15 protein-coding genes are annotated in these 18,148 nt (G+C 43.2%); 6 read left to right on the top strand and 9 right to left on the bottom strand.

Annotation, left to right across the window (positions count from 1 at the left end; translation table 11 throughout):
• Window positions 1–21 precede the first annotated feature (21 nt).
• Window positions 22–2,841 (top strand): gluzincin family metallopeptidase, encoded by a 2,820-nt coding sequence (locus tag H1R16_RS09755; RefSeq protein ID WP_187350426.1) that lies wholly within the window; start codon window positions 22–24, stop codon window positions 2,839–2,841.
• Between the two features lie 181 nt (window positions 2,842–3,022).
• On the opposite strand, the gene H1R16_RS09750 is transcribed toward H1R16_RS09755, so the two are convergent.
• Complete coding sequence (locus H1R16_RS09750) at window positions 3,023–3,799, bottom strand: T9SS type A sorting domain-containing protein (protein WP_181886726.1); 777 nt, start codon at window positions 3,797–3,799, stop codon at window positions 3,023–3,025.
• 154 nt (window positions 3,800–3,953) lie between these two features.
• Here H1R16_RS09750 and H1R16_RS09745 point away from each other — a divergent pair, with 154 nt between their 5' ends.
• From H1R16_RS09745 to dusB, 3 genes are all read left to right on the top strand, one after another.
• Window positions 3,954–7,187 carry a hypothetical protein gene (locus H1R16_RS09745; RefSeq protein WP_228451057.1) on the top strand — a complete coding sequence of 1,078 codons (3,234 nt, stop codon included), beginning with the start codon at window positions 3,954–3,956 and terminating at the stop codon, window positions 7,185–7,187.
• A gap of 194 nt (window positions 7,188–7,381) precedes the next feature.
• Window positions 7,382–7,738 (top strand): four helix bundle protein, encoded by a 357-nt coding sequence (locus tag H1R16_RS09740; protein WP_181886727.1) that lies wholly within the window; start codon window positions 7,382–7,384, stop codon window positions 7,736–7,738.
• A 270-nt stretch (window positions 7,739–8,008) separates the two neighbouring features.
• Window positions 8,009–9,001: a tRNA dihydrouridine synthase DusB gene (gene dusB / locus H1R16_RS09735; protein WP_181886728.1), complete on the top strand. Its 993-nt coding sequence runs from the start codon at window positions 8,009–8,011 to the stop codon at window positions 8,999–9,001.
• 58 nt (window positions 9,002–9,059) lie between these two features.
• On the opposite strand, the gene deoC is transcribed toward dusB, so the two are convergent.
• From deoC to H1R16_RS09710, 5 genes are all read right to left on the bottom strand, one after another.
• Window positions 9,060–9,800, bottom strand: coding sequence for a deoxyribose-phosphate aldolase (gene deoC, locus H1R16_RS09730; protein WP_181886729.1), 741 nt, complete (start codon window positions 9,798–9,800; stop codon window positions 9,060–9,062).
• 27 nt (window positions 9,801–9,827) lie between these two features.
• On the bottom strand, window positions 9,828–10,298 hold the full coding sequence (locus tag H1R16_RS09725; RefSeq protein ID WP_158063402.1) for an Lrp/AsnC family transcriptional regulator: 471 nt from the start codon (window positions 10,296–10,298) through the stop codon (window positions 9,828–9,830).
• A gap of 21 nt (window positions 10,299–10,319) precedes the next feature.
• On the bottom strand, window positions 10,320–11,282 hold the full coding sequence (locus H1R16_RS09720) for an endonuclease/exonuclease/phosphatase family protein (protein WP_181886730.1): 963 nt from the start codon (window positions 11,280–11,282) through the stop codon (window positions 10,320–10,322).
• Window positions 11,283–11,484: 202 nt separating this feature from the next.
• On the bottom strand, window positions 11,485–11,817 hold the full coding sequence (locus H1R16_RS09715; RefSeq protein WP_181886731.1) for a 2Fe-2S iron-sulfur cluster-binding family protein: 333 nt from the start codon (window positions 11,815–11,817) through the stop codon (window positions 11,485–11,487).
• A gap of 27 nt (window positions 11,818–11,844) precedes the next feature.
• On the bottom strand, window positions 11,845–12,900 hold the full coding sequence (locus H1R16_RS09710; protein WP_181886732.1) for an NAD(P)/FAD-dependent oxidoreductase: 1,056 nt from the start codon (window positions 12,898–12,900) through the stop codon (window positions 11,845–11,847).
• Window positions 12,901–13,062: 162 nt separating this feature from the next.
• Here H1R16_RS09710 and H1R16_RS09705 point away from each other — a divergent pair, with 162 nt between their 5' ends.
• On the top strand, window positions 13,063–13,836 hold the full coding sequence (locus H1R16_RS09705; RefSeq protein ID WP_181886733.1) for a DUF3108 domain-containing protein: 774 nt from the start codon (window positions 13,063–13,065) through the stop codon (window positions 13,834–13,836).
• A gap of 31 nt (window positions 13,837–13,867) precedes the next feature.
• Here the strand turns inward: H1R16_RS09705 and pheS are convergent, their stop codons facing one another.
• The gene (gene pheS / locus H1R16_RS09700) at window positions 13,868–14,878 is read right to left on the bottom strand and encodes a phenylalanine--tRNA ligase subunit alpha (RefSeq protein WP_181886734.1); all 1,011 of its coding nucleotides are present in this window, start codon (window positions 14,876–14,878) and stop codon (window positions 13,868–13,870) included.
• 101 nt (window positions 14,879–14,979) lie between these two features.
• On the bottom strand, window positions 14,980–15,639 hold the full coding sequence (locus H1R16_RS09695) for a YceI family protein (protein WP_181886735.1): 660 nt from the start codon (window positions 15,637–15,639) through the stop codon (window positions 14,980–14,982).
• Between the two features lie 79 nt (window positions 15,640–15,718).
• Here H1R16_RS09695 and H1R16_RS09690 point away from each other — a divergent pair, with 79 nt between their 5' ends.
• A complete protein-coding gene (locus tag H1R16_RS09690; protein ID WP_181886736.1) occupies window positions 15,719–16,672 on the top strand; it encodes an ABC transporter ATP-binding protein in 954 nt (317 codons plus the stop codon).
• 54 nt (window positions 16,673–16,726) lie between these two features.
• Here H1R16_RS09690 and pyrF read toward each other — a convergent pair whose 3' ends face one another.
• The gene (pyrF, locus tag H1R16_RS09685; RefSeq protein ID WP_181886737.1) at window positions 16,727–18,085 is read right to left on the bottom strand and encodes an orotidine-5'-phosphate decarboxylase; all 1,359 of its coding nucleotides are present in this window, start codon (window positions 18,083–18,085) and stop codon (window positions 16,727–16,729) included.
• Window positions 18,086–18,148 lie beyond the last annotated feature (63 nt).

Genomic DNA, 18,148 nt, shown 5'->3' with positions numbered 1-18,148 from the left:
TATATTTGGCCTTTAGGAATTTTGAAAAGGATATTTGCAGGTTTATTGTTTGGGGGATTTTTTGTGCTGGCATCTGCACAAAGAGACAGCATCTATATACAGGCCACACTTGCTGGGGACCTAAGGACGCTGAATGTATCCCAGGAAATGCGATATTACAACAAATCCGATTCGGCCCAAACAGAAGTACAGCTGCTAAACTGGATTGCGGCCTATAAAAACCGTGGAACTGCACTTTACGACAGGAAAATAGAAGACCGGAATAAGGAACTTCACTTCGCACAACCCCAGGAATTAGGCAGACTGAAATCATTGAATATCCAAACTGATTTATCCAGTGCTTTAACTTTATCAGATCTTAATTCCGAAAACCTCTACATTCCTCTACCGCAAAAACTTGAGCCGGGTGAGAGTTTAAAATTGCAGCTCAACTATCAGCTTCAGCTTCCATTGGCAAAATTTACCGGTTATGGAACCTCCGAACAGAATATCGCACTGAAATATTTTTTCCTGGTTCCGGACAGTTTCGCTGAAGCCAACGGAAAAGAACGAAAGTTTCTGGATATCGAAGAAACAGCCAACCACAGCACCCACTGGACTGTTAATCTGGATTTACCTACCGATTACCATTCGAAAAGCAACCTTGCGGAAATACATCCCAATTATTATTCAGGCTTGCTGAAAGGTGATCCTGAATTTCTTATCTCATTTAACATTTATCCAACCCTGACTTTTCAAACAGGAGAGACACAGACAAAAATTGATTTTGGCTACCGCCTGGATGCCGAAGAGCAGCAGCATCTTAAAAATAAAATTCCGCAGCAGCTGCAATACCTGCAAAGCAAAACGGGACTTGTACCCCCAAAAATTTTCATTTCAGAAAAATTCAGGAAGAAGGAAGATTTTTTCGGTAATGATGATATAGCGTTCTGGAAGTTCCGCTTTCCGCTGTTTACCAAGGAAGAGAATGCAGACCTCGATTATTTCAGCATCATATCCAAAAATATCCTGGAACAGGAACTGATCACAAATAAAGATGACGACCACTGGTTTAAAAACGGTATCAAAACCTACCTTGAACTTCAGTACCTCAAAAAGTATTACGGAGACCATAAATTGCTGGGGCAGCTTACAGAGGCCTCCATTTTAAGAATCAAACCGCTGAAACTCTTTCATGCTTCCCGTCTTAAACTGATTGAGCGCTACGGCATAGCCTACCAGTACATGATGACGCAAAATCTTGATCAGAAAATTGATGAAGACTTCAAAGGCCTCAGCAATTTCAATGAAATGACGGTGAGCAACTTTGAAACCGGCAGTCTGCTGAACTTTGTGGCCGAGAAAATGGGCACATCTGATTTTGAAGACTTTCTAAGTGAATATCTTCAGTCCAATGCTGCACAGCAGATTGACACCGGTCATTTCCTGGACAGACTGGCTATGCGCTCCCATTACTCCTCTGTATTTTTGGAGAACCTCATGTCGCGCAAGCACAGGGTTAACTTTAACCTGAAAAAATTTAAAAGGGCCGAAGGCAATCTGGAGGTTACAGTTCGCAAGAATACCTACGATCCGGTACCTTTTAAACTGGAGACAATTTCAGAAGAGGGAGGTACTAAAACACATTGGTTCGGTACACCGGAACATCCATCGCAGGACGTGTATATCGTTCCCGAGATGGATACAGATAAAATCGTAATAAACAGCGGACATTTTTTTCCGGAGAAGAATTTCCGTGACAATTACCTGTATACGAAAGGTTTATTCAGCAACATGAAAAAGATTAAGCTGAAGCTTATCAAGGACATTCCAAACCCTGAATACAATGAGATTTATCTGAATCCGCGACTTACCTTCAATGCGTATGACAAAGTTTTGCTCGGCCTGAATTTCCGGAATGAGTCTCTCTTCAACCATAAATTTGCTTACTCACTGACCCCTTATTACAGTACGGGAACCGGGCAGATGACGGGTTCGGGAAGTGTGACCTACAGCATAATGCCGCCCGAAAGCTTTTTCCAAAGTCTGAATATGGGAGTTTCTGGCTCATATTTCCACTATGATTATGACCTGAGCTACCGCAAGTTTACGGCAAGTGCTTCAATTAATTTTGCAAAGAATCCGCGCAGCGCAATCTCGCGGAGTTTAGGTGTTTCATTCAATCATTATGAAAAGGACCTTACTCCGGAAATGGTATTCGAAAATGAATATGAGCAGTATAACCTTTGGAATGTGAACTATGGGTTTGCAGATAACCGACTGATCCATGAAAAGTTTTTTGGGGCCTATGTACAGGGAATGCAGGATTTCAACAAAGTGGCAGCTGAAGCCACCTACAGATATGAATACGCAGCAAACAAAAAAATCGCGTTCCGGTTGTTTGCAGGTTATTTTCTGAACAACAAAACACGTAATGACATTTTCGATTTTGGAATCTCGCGTGTTTCCAATTACTCATTCTCCTATGGCCTGTTGGGTCAGAGTGCGACATCAGGTTTGCTGTCCCAGCAATTTGTACTGGCCGACGGCGGATTCAAATCTTTGATAGATTCTACAGCCAATCAGTGGATTACTTCCTTTAATGTCGATTCTCACATCTGGAAGATGTTCAATATTTATGCTGATGCGGGTATGTATAAAAACAGATCGTCAGATCCGAAATTCATCTGGGATTCCGGGGTGAAGGTGCGTATCATTCCGGATTTCCTGGAGGTTTACCTTCCGGTCTACTCCACCCTGGGTTTTGAACCTTCGTTTAAGGACTATGCGCAGCGAATAAGGTTTACCCTTGTACTAAACCTGAGCGCTGTGGTGAATACAGCCAGAAGAGGTTGGTATTGAGAAATCGTTTCCACTGTAGTTAAGCACATGTTTCTGGAGTTGAGGGCATCCTCCGGCGTAGATGAAGTCCTGAAGTGGATTTTTGACCATGTCATTTTGAATACTTACGCCTAATTTTTATTGGATAAACCAAAAAAGGCTGCCCATTTCTGAGCAGCCTTCATAATATCTTAAAAGAAAATTACTTCTTAAGGATTTTCTGTGATACCGGCTGTCCTTCTACAGAACCTGTAACGATATACATACCTGGCTGAAGGTCTGAAGCATCAAGTGCACGTGTATTTGAAACAGATGCAGTTTTAACAACCTGACCGTTCATGTTGTAGATTTGTACGTCAGCTTTTGCCCCGAAGTGAATAGCATCAGTAACCTGAGTGTTCTGTACGAATGCATTTTTCGCGTTAATTACATCGGTTACAGCTAAAGTGGACCCATTTGCTGACCAAGCGACGTTATCTACTGTTACTTGCTTGTTTCCTGCAGCAGTACCTGTGGGATATGAAATTCTAACAGTCACAGGGCCTGCCTGATTTATGGTGGTTACAAAATAATTAATGGTAGCATCTGCTCCGGCAGCACCAAAAGTAGGGGTAGTTGCCTGTTGTACACCATTTACAAAAACCGCAAGAACTCTGTTATTTGTTCCCCCAGTAAATGCTTTTCTATAATTAAAGGAGAATTGTCCTACTCCAGTAGGGATAATAAATTCTACATAACTAGGCTCATCTGATCTCCTAAGCATAATTCCTTTGCCATTAATTGCGTAATCATCGACTGTGCCGAGGCCCTCGTCACGACTATGCTGAAAATTTACAACAACACCTGGAGTTTCGCTGGTGAATGTCCCATCCGCATATGATGATGTTAAAGCGGTTTGTGTAGTGAAAGTTTCAGTTCCCTGTGCACTTGCATAAATTGCCATTGTAGCAATTCCTAAAATAGTAAAGAATTTTTTCATTTTAATAAAATTTTAAGTTTAAATTATTGATACTGCAAAATTACTCTTTAATAATGAAAAGAGAAAATCCTACGCTTTAATTTTATGTTAAGTAATCCACCACAATTCAGCAGCATATTTTTCGTTACTTTTACACCGCTTTTGATTAATCGTTTTGGCTAAAAATCTCCTGCTGTTCATCTTGTTCCTCTCCTGCTTTATTACGCTTAAAGCACAGATTTTCAGTTGGAAAAACCCTAACCTTCCAAAAGACAGCATCAAAAAAGATTCCATTCTTGCAGCAAAACTGCAACAGGATGTTTTTGCCCGCGATACACTGGACTTTATCCGTACCCAAAACCGCATCATTGTTGATGAAGCGGTTCTTGTAAAAAATGACAGGCAGAAGTTTTTGGGCGACCTTAATTCAAAAGGATCAATAATTCGCGGCGTCACATTTGGCAACAACCAGGGCTCTTCCGTACAAAGCTCGATGGACCTGCAGATTACGGGAAAACTTTCTCAGGATGTCTCCATCCTGGCATCAATTTCAGATCATAACCTGCCCATACAGGCCGACGGTTATACGCAGACTCTGGAAGAGTTCGACAAGATTTATATGCAGCTCAATATAAAAGACCGCTCCATACTGCGGGCAGGACATCTGGACCTGGAGGATAACCGGACCTACTTTGGGCGCTACCAGCGCCGGAGCATGGGACTGCAGTACCAGACCAACTTCGGCAAAGCAAACAAAACTTTCCTGGACGTAGCCGGCGGCGTGGCGCGAAGTGAATTTCACAGGATACGTTTCCAGGGAATTGAAGGTAACCAGGGCCCATACCGGCTCACCGGGAAAAACGGCGAAAATTTTATCACCGTAATCTCCGGTTCCGAGCAGGTTTACATTGACGGCATTCTGATGAAAAGAGGTGAGAATCTTGATTATGTAGTAAACTACAATACCGGCGAGATTACCTTTACAAGCTTCCGGCCCATTTTCAGACAGAATTTTATCACCATTTCCTATAACTATACGAACAGGAACTATTCGCGATACCTTTTCACAGGTGAGATTAGGCACGAACGTGAACGTTTCCGCACGGGCTTCAGCTGGTTTCTGGAACAGGATAACAAAAATGCGCCCCTGGCACTAAACCTCAGCGAGGCAGATCAGCAGGTGCTTGTGAACGCCGGAAACAACCCCAACCTGATGTTTGCACCGTCCGGCACGGTGGCAGAATATGATGTGAACAAAATCCTTTACAGGCTGGTAAATGACCCGAACGGTGATTATTATGAATTCTCGGCGGACCAATCGCTGACACTTTATCAGGTGGCTTTTACTTATTTCGGAAATCAACTTGGTGATTATACGCTTGCACAAACTACCAATAACGGACGGGTTTTCCAATATGTGGGTCCTAACCAAGGCGAATACAGGGCAGTCCGTAAACTGGCTTCGCCTCAAAAAGCACAGGTATTTTCCTACAACGCCGAATATCTGCTGAATGACGGGAAAATTGGTACTGACGTCTCCTTCAGCAATTATGACATAAACCTTTTCTCATCCAAAGACGCGAAGCAAAATCTTGGCTATGCCGCGCGGATCTTCGGCCACAAAACATTTACGCATCAGAACTGGAAGGGAACCCCTACTTTCGAATATCAGCATATCAATTCACAGTTCCACATTTTGGACCGCATTAACGATGTTGAATTTTCCCGTGACTTTAACCTTGCGAATGAATTTAACAACCGTACCCAAAACCGGTTTATCTTCAGTTTTCTGAACCAGTGGAAAAACCTGTCGTACCTGAATTACCGGATGAACTTTCTGGACGAGCAGGATTTCTACAAAGGCTTTAAAAATGACCTGGATTTTGGCTGGATCAGCGGAAAGTTCAACACAAAAGGTAATTTTTCCTATCTGGATACGAAAGCGACCTTTCAGGACACGAAGTTCATCCGCAGTGCTGTCATTTCGGAACGTCAGGGTGAAAAAGGAAGTTGGGGACTGGGCGGAAGTCTGGAACATAACGTAAAGAAATTTAATGACACCGGTCTGTTTGATGTGACCAGCTTCAGCTGGAAGGAGGTTTTTGCTCAGAAACGCATCGGAGATTCGGCGCGTACAAAACTTTTGGCGAAGGTCTATTTCCGCGACAACGATTCCATCCGCAACAATCAGTTAGAAGACCAAAATCATATTCTTGGCCTTATGGTCGAGAGCCAGATTATTAAAACGGAAAGGACTACCCTTAACGCTTTGGTTCATTACCGGAAGTTTTATTATCAGAATGATGATCTTTTGACTAAGCTGAATAATGACTTTGTGGTAGGAAACATTCTGTACAATCAGCAGCTGTTCAATAACGGGATGCGTCTGCAGGCTTTTTACGAACTGGGGAACGGTCAGGAAGCCCAGCGTGAATTCCAGTATATAAAAGTTACCGACGGCCAAGGTGTTTATAAATGGACCGATTACAACGGCGACGGTGTGCAGCAACTTGATGAATTTGATATTGCAGAATATGCGGATCTGGCCCAGTATATCAGGATCTACACCAATTCGGTAAATTATATCCCTTCAAATAAAAATAAACTTCAGCTGGCGCTTTTTGTGAATCCGGCGGTGATCCTTAACTCTGAAAATGCATTCCTGAAAAGATGGAATTTCAACATCTCACTGAACTCGCAGAATTCATTTTACAAACAGGACCGTGTCCTGGTGCTGAACCCTTTCGAGAAAAATGAAAGCCAGATACTGAAAAACCAGAATATCCTGGCCTCGGCACAGTTTAACCCAACTGATCAATCGGGCTGGAACGGAAACTACCGTTTTATTGCGAATGATAATCTTGTGAATGCCAATTTCAGTAATGAAGAGCGAAACCAGAAGTCTCATTTCCTGAATGCGGGTTACTGGATCACGAAAAGCCTTCGATTTGACTGGGAAAACTCACTTCACAGGATCGAAAATGCGTCGCAGATATTTGACACCCGCGATTTCCTGCTGAATAATTTTGAAACCAAACCAAAAGCCACCTATAAGTTTTCTGAAAGCATGCAGGCGGAACTTTCCACCGCCCTGAGGCAGAAAAAAAGGATGGATGGCGAGGAGTTCCTGAAAACTTTCGATCTTACGGGTGCCTTGCAGTGGGAAAGGAAGAAGACTTCCATCCGGGCAAATTTTTCCTTTATCAACAATAATTTTATGGGAAACAACTTTTCCATTGTCGGAAACCAGATGCTGGACGGGCTAAAGCCGGGTAAAAACCAGCTGTGGAGCCTCTTTCTGCAGCAGGCCATCAATTCCTTTATCACGCTGAATGTGAATTATGAAGGCCGTAACTCCGGCGAGCGCACCATCCACATTGGGAGTATGCAGCTGAAGGCGAGTTTTTAAGGAAGCTTAATCGCGAAGTCGCTGGGCGTAAAGTCGTTTATTAGTTAAGTTGTTTATCCGATAATTTTGTAAAAGAAGAATTGCGTACTTTAGTGGGGTTCAATTAAGTAAATGTCAACCTGGCAGCTTTACAACTTTGCAATTCTACGATTTTACGGCTACATTGTTTCACACTAAATCCAATACCTTGGATCATGTACACTTTCTACTTTGAAAAACTTGAAGTTTGGCAGAATGCACGCAATCTGGTAAAGGATATATATCTGGTATCCCGTAAATTTCCAGATGAGGAAAGGTTTGGCATTACTAACCAACTCAGGAGGGCAGCGACGGGCATTATGGCAAACATTGCCGAGGGCACGGGAAAAAGCACGAATAAGGATAAATCCAGATTCATAAATATTGCTTACAGTACAGGTTTAGAGGTTATCAGTTTTCTAGTCCTGGCGCGTGATCTGGAATTAATTTCTGAAGAAGAATACATTGAACTTCGGCATCAAACTGAAAAAATCACCAATCAACTTAATGCGTTCAATAACTCACTGAAATAAGGTTGTAAAGTTGGGCGTAAAGTCGCGTACTGGAAAGCGTAAAGTGGCAATGATGTTTAATCGCTCTCCAAGACCAGTTCACGACCAGCAGTTTGCCCCTAGCGCTAATCAACTTAACAACAACTTTTACGCCCAATGCTTCACGATTTCACAACTTTACAACTGAACATCTTTTTAACGTTCTGATTTTGCAACTTTACAACTTTACGATTTCACCCACAACGCCATTACACCTTTACCTCTAACAATCCAATTCCTTATCTTTGCAGAATGGTTAAAATTGGCAATATAGAACTCCCGGATTTCCCACTTCTTTTGGCTCCTATGGAAGATGTTTCGGATCCACCGTTCCGCAGGCTCTGCAAAATGCATGGCGCGGATATGATGTATTCTGAATTTATCTCTTCCGAAGGCCTGATCCGTGATGCCATGAAAAGCCGTAAAAAGCTGGATATATTTGATTATGAAAGGCCGGTAGGCATCCAGATTTTTGGAGGTGATGAAGAAGCGATGGCACTTTCGGCTAAGATTGTGGAAACCGTAAATCCGGATTTGGTAGATATCAACTTCGGCTGCCCTGTGAAGAAAGTGGTTTGCAAAGGTGCCGGCGCAGGCGTACTGAAAGACATTGACCTGATGATCCGCCTGACCAAAGCGGTGGTGAATTCCACACATTTACCGGTAACCGTGAAAACCCGTTTGGGCTGGGACACTGAGACCATCAATATTATGGAGGTGGCGGAAAGACTGCAGGACACAGGAATCAAGGCACTGACTATCCATGCCAGAACACGCGCACAGATGTATAAGGGCCAGGCCGACTGGGATTATATTTCCAAAGTAAAGAACAACCCCAATATTGAAATCCCGATCTTTGGCAACGGTGATGTCGATTCGGCGGAAAAAGCACTGGAATACAGAACAAAATACGACTGCGACGGTATTATGATTGGCCGTGGTGCCATTGGTTATCCCTGGATTTTCAACGAAATAAAACATTTCTTTGCCACCGGCGAACATTTACCGGAACCCACCATTGAAGACCGGCTGCTGGCCGTTCGTCAGCATGCGGAATGGAGCGCTGAGTGGAAAGGCGAACGTCTGGGACTTATAGAAATGAGGCAGCACTATAGCAATTACTTCCGCGGCATCCCCCATTTTAAGGATTTCAGAAGGAAATTTTTAGAGGTTTTCACTTTGGAAGAAATGGATGGTGTAATTGAGGAAGCCAGCAATTTTTACAGAGAGCATCAGTTTTCATAAAATATTAAACCCGCAGATTTTTCTGTGGGTTCATTTTTTTTATTCTCACTGATATTATTTAATAATCTGCAGAGCTTTCGGAGTTTTTAAGCAAAGCCAAAGCTGAAGAAGTTCCAATACGTTTAACGCCCAGATTAATCATCTTTTCGGCATCTTCGGGAGAGCGTACACCGCCGGCGGCTTTTACAGGAAGTTTACCCGCATTGTCCAGCATGATTTTTATGCCTTCAAAAGTAGCACCGTTTGGCTTACCACCTTCTGTAACATAGAATCCTGTGGAGGATTTCACAAAGACCTGGACTTCTTTCCCAGGAAAACGGTTTGCGACCCATCCCGAAATAAGGCCTGTGATCTCTGCAATCTGTTGATCTGTAAGCGCGGCAATTTCAATAATCCATTTAGCTACCTTATTATGATCGAGGCAGAGTCGTGTGCATAGAACTACCTCATCTTCCACAAGATCAAGTTGACCTTTTTTGTAAGCTTCATAGTTGATAACGAAATCCAGTTCATCGGCACCGTCTTCAATCGCTTTACGGGCTTCAGCCAGTTTTGCTTCTGTGGAGTTGGTACCTTCGTGAAATCCGATCACCGTACCCACCTTTACGTCCGTCGTTTTATCAGAAATATACTCTTTGACTTGTTTCACATAATCCGGGCGGATCATGACTGCGAAAATAGTATTTGCAATTGTCTCATCCACCAGAGAAAGGACGGTTTCAAGTGTTTCCTTTTCAGAAAGCCCCGACTGCTCCGGAGTCTTCAGATAAGTTGAGTCCAGATACTTATTGATTTCCATTTATCTTCAGCTAAAATTCATTAAATATCACACTTTGAGCTGTCGGCCAATGCTCTGTTCCAGCGAAATGAAAGTCTCCGTTCTTGTAACGCCTTTCAGTTTTTGAAGTTTGTTCAGGATTTCCATCAGGTGATCATTGTCTTTACACAAAACTTTCAGGAAAACGGTATAGTTTCCGGTGGTATAATGAGCTTCCACCACCTCATTAACTTCTTTCAGCGCTTTTACCACATCCGGATATTGGTTGGGTTGCTCCAGGAAAACACCAATATAGGCGACTACTTTATATCCGATTTTACGGGCATTGAGGAATGAAATTGAATTTTCAATTACGCCCGCCTGCTCCAGCTTTTTTATACGCTGATGAACAGCCGTAGTTGAAATGCCTACATTTTTTGCGATGTGTGCAAGTGATGTTTTGGCATTATCCATAAGCATATGAATTATTTTCTTGTCGATAGCATCCAGCAGGTAGCCGATATTGGTTGCGTTTTTCATACTATTTTTTTCAATTTTTGTTTAATTTTTGCGGAATTTAAGCAGCACCGGAAAATGATCACTGTAACCGCCGAGGTACCTTGAACCTACAAAAGTGCGGAAGGGCCTTCCTTCAAATTTCCTGTCCCAGCTTTTTAATTTCGGATGATCAAATACCTCTGCGTTTTCGTACAGCAATGATGCACTTTGTTTAAAAAAATCATCAGAAATAAGCATTTGGTCAAAAAGCAAGCCAAATTGACGGTGAAATGTGGAAAATTTACCCTTCAGAAAAAGATCTTCAAACGGATTGGAAAGTATCTTTTCATTATTGCTGCCAAAGGTAATATTCTTAATATTCTCCTCATCCGGATTTTCATTGAAGTCACCCATGAGTAAAACAGATTCACCCAGGTCATTCATTTGCATAATCCTTTCCCTGATATCAGTGAGGATGACATCACGCCGGGGTCTGTTTATGTCCTTTTCCCTTTTGGAAGGCAAATGGAACACAAATACATTCACCGTGGCACTCCCATACTTTAGTTTTACGTGAAGGACATCTCTGGTAGTATCATATTTTTCCGGATCGGTGCCTTCAATTTCAAAGAAATAGCTGATCGGTTCACTTGAAATGACCTCTACTTTAGATTTATCATAAATCAGTGCTACATCTACACCACGTTCATCCATGGATTCATAGTGAATGACGTTAAACCGACCTTCAAAAACAGGCTGCGAAACCAAATGCTGAAGTACACCTTCCCCCTGAACCTCCGCCAGACCTATAAGCATTGGCATAACTCCATGCTTTTCATTGATCAGCTGAAATACCTGTGCAATTTTCTGCAGTTTATTCTGAAAACGGAACTGGTCCCAGTTACGCAAACCGGAAAACTCAATATTTGGAAGCTGTGAAGTCCTGGCCTCTGCACTGTAGAAATTCTCAGTATTGTAAAAAACGGCCAGTTCGTGAATAGTACTGCCAAAGTATCCGTTACTCATATATAAATGTAAATGTAAAGATATTATTTTACTATTCCGAATATCCTTATGCCTAACAGCCGCACAAATCCGGAAAACATGGGATATTTATGTGTTTTTTTTTAATATAGGAAGCCTCAATACACGAACTGCTCATGCTTATACTAGGGAATAAAGAAGCGCCCGGATACATCCGGGCGCTGTTGTGTCTATTTAAGTCATATTAAGGATAAGGTGCTATTTCTACTTCCAAACCTTCTATTTCCTCGCTGATATGGATCTGGCAACCCAATCGCGAGTTGTCCTGCACATGGAAAGCTTCGCCCAGCATGGCATCTTCTTCATCACCCATTTCCGGCAGCTTATCCGCGTTATTCAGTACATATACCTGACAGGAGGCACACATGGCCATCCCACCGCAAACACCGATAGTGCCTTCTTCGGCAAGTTCGTATGCGCGGATAACCTCCATCAGATTCATGGACATATCCGTGGGCGCAGCAATATCGTGCGTAATGCCTTCGCGGTCGGTAATTTTTATGTTGATATCAGACATGCTGGATTCCTGTTAATTTTAAAGACTTTAATCGATCTTTTTCACTACGGCCTTTTCCGCTTCCTTGCGGCTGCCGTCAAAACCGTCTACCCCACTCACCGTTGTGTATTTCAGGACGAATTTCTTACCCGGATTCATACGGTTGTACACACTCTGGCACATCAGTGTGGCTTCGTGGAAACCGCAAAGGATAAGTTTAAGTTTACCCGGATAGGTATTGATGTCCCCTATGGCGTACACCCCTTCAATATTGGTCTGATAGTCCAGTGCGTTATTTACTTTAATGGCGTTTTTCTCAATCTCCAGTCCCCAGTTGGCCAGGTCGCCCAGCTTTGGTGTAAGTCCGAAAAGTGGAATAAAGAAATCGGTCTCAATCTCACGGATTTCTCCGCCGGCATCAACTGTAATGGATTCCAGATGTGTATCGCCATGTAATGAGGTAACTTCCGCAGGAGTGATCAGTTTCAGTTTGCCGGCATCTTTCAGTGCCTGTACCTTCTCTACAGAGTCCAAAGCGCCGCGGAATTCGTTACGTCTGTGAATGAGCGTCACTTCACTGGCCACATTGCTCAGGAAGATACTCCAGTCCAGCGCAGAGTCACCACCACCGGCAATGACCACCTTCTTATTCCGGAAATGCTCAGGCTCTTTAACAAAATACTCCACACCGTTTTCTTCAAATTTGGCAAGATTTTCAAGATGTTCCGGCTTACGCGGCGAAAAAGTTCCCAACCCACCGGCTATAGCCACGGCTCTTGCTCTGTGTACTGTGCCTTTGTTGGTCACCACTTCAAACCAGTCGTCATCTATTTTCGTTAGTGTTTCTGCTGTTTCAGCAAGCGTAAAACCGGGCTGGAACTGCTTGATCTGTTCCATAAGGTTATCTACGAGCTCACCAGCATTGATGGTGGGATAACCAGGGATATCGAATATAGGTTTTTTTGGATACAACTCCTGAAGCTGACCTCCAGCCTGGGGTAAAGCATCAATTATGTGGCACTTTATCTTTAGCAATCCAGCTTCGAACACAGTGAACAGTCCTGTGGGTCCGGCTCCGATAATCAGCAAATCTGTTGTAACCATTGATTATATCTTTTTAAATTTTTTGAACTAAAACTTTGCAAAAATACTAAAAAAATTATGAAGGGCTCTGGTGCAGCAGAGCTTATTGAGGCACATAAAGACTGACAAAAGTCAATTACAAAGCCCTTATCTTTGTGGCAAAGATTTTGTAAAAACCTACATATGAAAAAATTATTCAGCGTATTTGCTGCCTTGATGTATCTGTATATTTTCCCACAAAAACTTGACAATATTAACTCCGGCGAAATGCTGAGCTACCGTATTCATTACGGTTTGCTTACTGCAGGTACCGCTACCCTCTCCACCCAGAAAACAACTTTCCGGGGTCAGCCGCATATGTACGTGAAAGGTGTAGGCCGTACCACTGGTGCGGTAAGAGCAGTTTTCAAAGTGGAAGACCTTTATGAAAGCTATATCAACTATAATACAGGTTTGCCAAGTTTTTATGTAAGGAATGTGAAAGAGGGCGGTTACAGCCAGCATTTACAAACTGTTTTCAATCACGCTAACCAGACATTAGTGCTTACGGACAAAAAAACTCCTGCGAACGGTTCAAAAACCATTAAATCAGTGAGTGGTGTACAGGATATGCTGTCGGCTTTCTATCATCTGCGCACACTGGACGCCTCTGAATTGCGGGTGGGCACCGTAAAGAATATGAATATCTGGATTGATGATGAGATGTTTCCGTTTCAGATCCGTGTAACCGGCACAGAGTATGTGAACACAAAATATGGTCGGATTAACTGCCTTAAAATCATTCCGCTGGTAAAAAGCGGGCGGGTTTTCAAAGCAAAGGAAGGCGTAACACTTTGGGTGAGTAATGATGCTAACCATATTCCCATCTCTATTAAGGCAGAATTGGCCGTTGGATCGCTGAAGGCTGATCTGGACGGTTACCGTAACGTAAAATATCCGATGAAATTCATCAAATAAAAAAAGTGGCTACATACGGCCACTTTTCTGTTTATATCGATTTGAACTGATCCAGCATACGTTTGTCATTCTCAAAGAAGAGGCGGATGTCGCCAATCTGATAAAGAAGCATCACGATTCTTTCTATACCCATACCGAAAGCATAACCGGAATATTTCTCCGGGTCAATGTTTACATTGGAAAGCACGGCAGGATCCACCATACCGCAACCCATAATTTCCAGCCAGCCGGTACCTTTAGTAATCCGGTAATCGGTCTCACTGTTCAGTCCCCAGTATACGTCAACCTCGGCACTTGGTTCAGTGAAGGGAAAATAAGACGGTCTCATGCGGATTTTGGATTTTCCGAAAAGTTCTGTGGTAAAATACTGAATGGTCTGTTTCATATCGGCAAAACTTACGTTTTCGTCAATATACAAACCTTCAACCTGGTGAAAAATACAGTGTGACCTTGCAGACACAGCTTCGTTCCGGAACACACGGCCCGGTGCCAGTATTCTGATTGGAGGCTCGTTGTTTTCCATATAGCGGATCTGTACGGAAGAGGTATGTGTACGCAAAAGTACATCGGGATTCTGTTCAATGAAAAACGTATCCTGCATATCCCTGGCCGGGTGGTATTCAGGCATATTAAGTGCTGAGAAATTATGCCAGTCGTCTTCAATCTCAGGTCCCTCGGCAATGGCGAAACCTATGGAACGGAAGATGTCATTGATCCTGTGTTTTACAATGCTGATAGGGTGTCTAGTACCCATTTCCAGCGGAAAACCGGGACGCGTAAGATCTTCTTTATCCGCTGCAGTTACAGTTTCTCCTTCATTTTTCAGTTCATCCAGCTTGGCGGCTACCGCCTGCTTCAGCGAATTAATCCGCTGGCCGTATTCCTTCTTCCGGTCACTGGGTACCTCCTTAAACTTCTCGAACAGATCGTTCAGGATTCCCTTCTTCCCGTTAAAGCGAAGGCGAAACTGTTCAGTTTCCTCCTTTCCGGATGAGGTGAATGAGCTTACCTCTTGCAGCAGCTGGTCAATGTCATCAAACATTATCGTCGTTTTTCTTAATGGTGCAAATTTACAACATTCAGGACAAAGTAAAAAAGCAGGGCACGAATATCGCGCCCTGCCTGTAAACAATCATGTGGATACTATTTCTGCTCCATTGCCTTGATGCGGATCTGGACGTTTACTTCATTTTTAATAAGACCATTTTGTACCGGCATTTGAAACTTCACACCATAATCTTCGCGCATAATGTCCGTAGGTTCGGTAGCTATTGAAACTTCACCCTGGCTCACTGCAACATTTGCATTGAATTTCACCGGTTTAGTTATACCTTTGATGGTGAGATTCCCTTCAAGCAGCGTATTGTAATCACCTTCAGCCAATGGTGATACTTTAGTAATTTCGTAGGAAGCAGTGGGGAATTTTTCAACCTCGAAGAAGTCACCGGATTTCAAATGACCTTCAAGCTTAGCTTTCTGTTCGGCATCACTTTGGAGATCAACATTATCCAGAGAGGTCATATCTGCAACAAATTTTCCGCTTTCAAGCTGTCCGTCTTTCACAGTTACATCGCCAGTCTCAAATTTTATAGTTCCAAAATGACTGGTATTTTCAGATTTTAACACCTTGAAGCCTTTCCATTCAATACGGCTGTTCATGGTGTCAATAACATAAACCTGTCCGTCACGTGTGGTAGCCACTTCAGAGGTTTCACTGGTCACAGGTTTATCCTTTCCGCAGGAAACAGCTGCTGTACCCAATATCAGGGCTGCAAAGAAAGGCGATAGAAATTTAGATGTCATAGGCTAGTCTTTAATTAATTACATTTACGCTAAACTAAGAAAATATAATTTAACCGCGAAAAAACCTAATTTTGCTGCCATGCTCCTGCAAGTAAAGAACCTCCACTTTTCATATACTCCAAATAAGAAATTATTCAACAATCTCAGCATCAGCATTGATGAAGGCCAAATCATTGCGCTGGCTGGCGAAAGTGGCTGTGGCAAATCCACACTCCTAAACCTTATTTATGGTCTGCTGGATTGGGAAGATGGGCAAATCCTTTTGAACGGAACCCGCCTGATGGGCCCAAAGGGAAACCTGGTGCCCGGCGAAAAAGACATGAAGTTCGTGGCACAAACCTACGACCTGATGCCCTACTCCACGGTATCAGAAAATGTGGGGAAGTTTATTTCGAACATAAACCTTCACGAAAAAAAAATGAGAGTACATGAGTTGCTGAAAGTGGTAGGCATGGAAGATTTTGCTGATATAAAACCACAGTTCCTGAGCGGCGGACAGCAGCAGCGCGTTGCTATTGCCCGGGCACTGTCGGTACTTCCAAAACTCCTTTTACTGGATGAACCCTTCAGCAACCTGGATTTTTCCCGGAAGATTGAATTACGGGAGCGACTTTTCAACTTCGTAAAACAAAATAATCTGTCGCTCATCATCTCTACCCATGAGATACAGGAAGTAATGCCGTGGCTGGACCGCATTACCGTGTTGCAGGACGGAAGGCTGATACAGAATGACAGTCCGAAGGAAACTTACTTGAATCCGTACAATTCTTATGTAGCAAAGCTCTTTGGCGAAGTGAATGTGCTGACAGATGCGGAGAAAGATTCGCTGAAGTTAGGCCGTCATCTTTGGTATCCTCATCAGATCAAGGTCGCTGCACAGGGCGAACCCGCAAAGGTGCTTGAAAGCCGGTTTGCGGGCAGCTCTTACTGGAACCGCGTCATGATTGACAGCATACCTCTTGTTATTTACACTGATCATGCGCTGAGTGGCACAGTTAATCTTCACTTTATTGAGCAGTCAGAGCGGTTATAAAAAAAGCTGCGGAATCCAATTTCGCAGCCTTATACTTTTTGTTAAAAAACCTTTTTACAAACTTGCGGTATAAGCATTCCAGCCGGCAATTTTATAGTTCAGTGCCGCAGCTTCGGGATGATCGGCTTTGTAAATACCGCGTCCAACGATAATAAAATCCGTTTGCAGGTCGGCAAACACCTTCTCCGGTGTGTTATACTGCTGACCTTTTCCATCACCTGTCTCAGCAATACTTACGCCGGGTGTAAAGAGAAGAAGTTCTTCCGGTATCTGTTTTTGGGAAACACCACCAATCACGTTTGGATGCGACTGTGCTACTTTCAGGGCCTCTGCCTGATAAGCCGCGTCGGTAAGTGTACCTTTTGATGACATTCCAAGGATGGCCACTACTCCAACGTTTCGGAAGCAGTTCAGTGAGTCGTAACCACCGATCACCTGTGAAGTCACAAAATCGGCCCAGTTGGAAATCTTGTAAATCCCATAAGAGAACTGCAGTTCCTGAGTATTTCCGATATCCGCAAACTTACGGTCTTCCATCAGCATGAAATTGTGTTTGGCAGCAAGATCCTTCAGCGGAAGTATGGTGGAATCAGGGTCGAAATCGGTGATGATATCGATATGGGTTTTAAGTGCTACAATATGCGGCCCTACTTTATCAGCCAGATCTAAAAGCTCTGCGGTGGTCATTACATCAGCGGACGCGATAAGGTTAGTCTGCTTTGCAATGGCGGTTTCGAGGAGTCTTCTGGCCACGGAATGCTCGGCAACATCCAGTTTCTGAGCGTATGACAGTCTTTTTTTGTCTTCAAATTTCACTTCATTACCTTGCAGGAAGTCACTTATTCTCAGGACTTCGTCGTTGCTCAGGTGGCCTTCTTCCTTCAGCATCCCACAGACTTCGGAAATGGTAAACAGTGTGTGAACGCGGTATCCTTTAGATTCCAGAAGTTCCTTACCGCCCTGCTGCCTGTCCAGAACCACAACAATGTCTGACACCGAAATACCCTCGTTCTCAATTTCGGGGATGGTCTCAAGCAAAGATTTTCCGCTGGTAATTACATCTTCAACCAAAAGGCAGTTCTGACCTTGGGTAAAGATGCCCTCAATCATCTTCTTGGTGCCGTAATCCTTGGCTTCCTTACGTTTGATGATCAGTGGAATATAACTTTCCAGGGACATAGCCGTAGCCATTGGAAGCGCGGCATAAGGAACGCCGCAAATAAGGTCGAAATTATCAAGCGGAAGCATATCCAGAAGATAGTTCGCCAGGTGTTTTAAGATCTTCGGGTCGGAAGCCAATGGTCTTAAATCCACGTAAAAAGGACTTTCGATGCCACTTTTAAGGGTGAACCTTCCAAATTTAATGATGCCGAGCTTATAACATTCCAGAAAAAATTCTTTCTTACTTTCCATTGATAATTTACTTTCTTACAAAGTTAAGGTTTTCGGTCAAAACCTGCCGAATGCAGAAAGGTT

The sequence above is a fragment of the Marnyiella aurantia genome (assembly GCF_014041915.1).
GTDB classification, from domain to species: Bacteria; Bacteroidota; Bacteroidia; order Flavobacteriales; family Weeksellaceae; genus Marnyiella; species Marnyiella aurantia.
The sequence above is the reverse complement of the archived record's forward strand: the minus strand, read 5'-3'. Positions and strand labels throughout refer to the sequence as shown.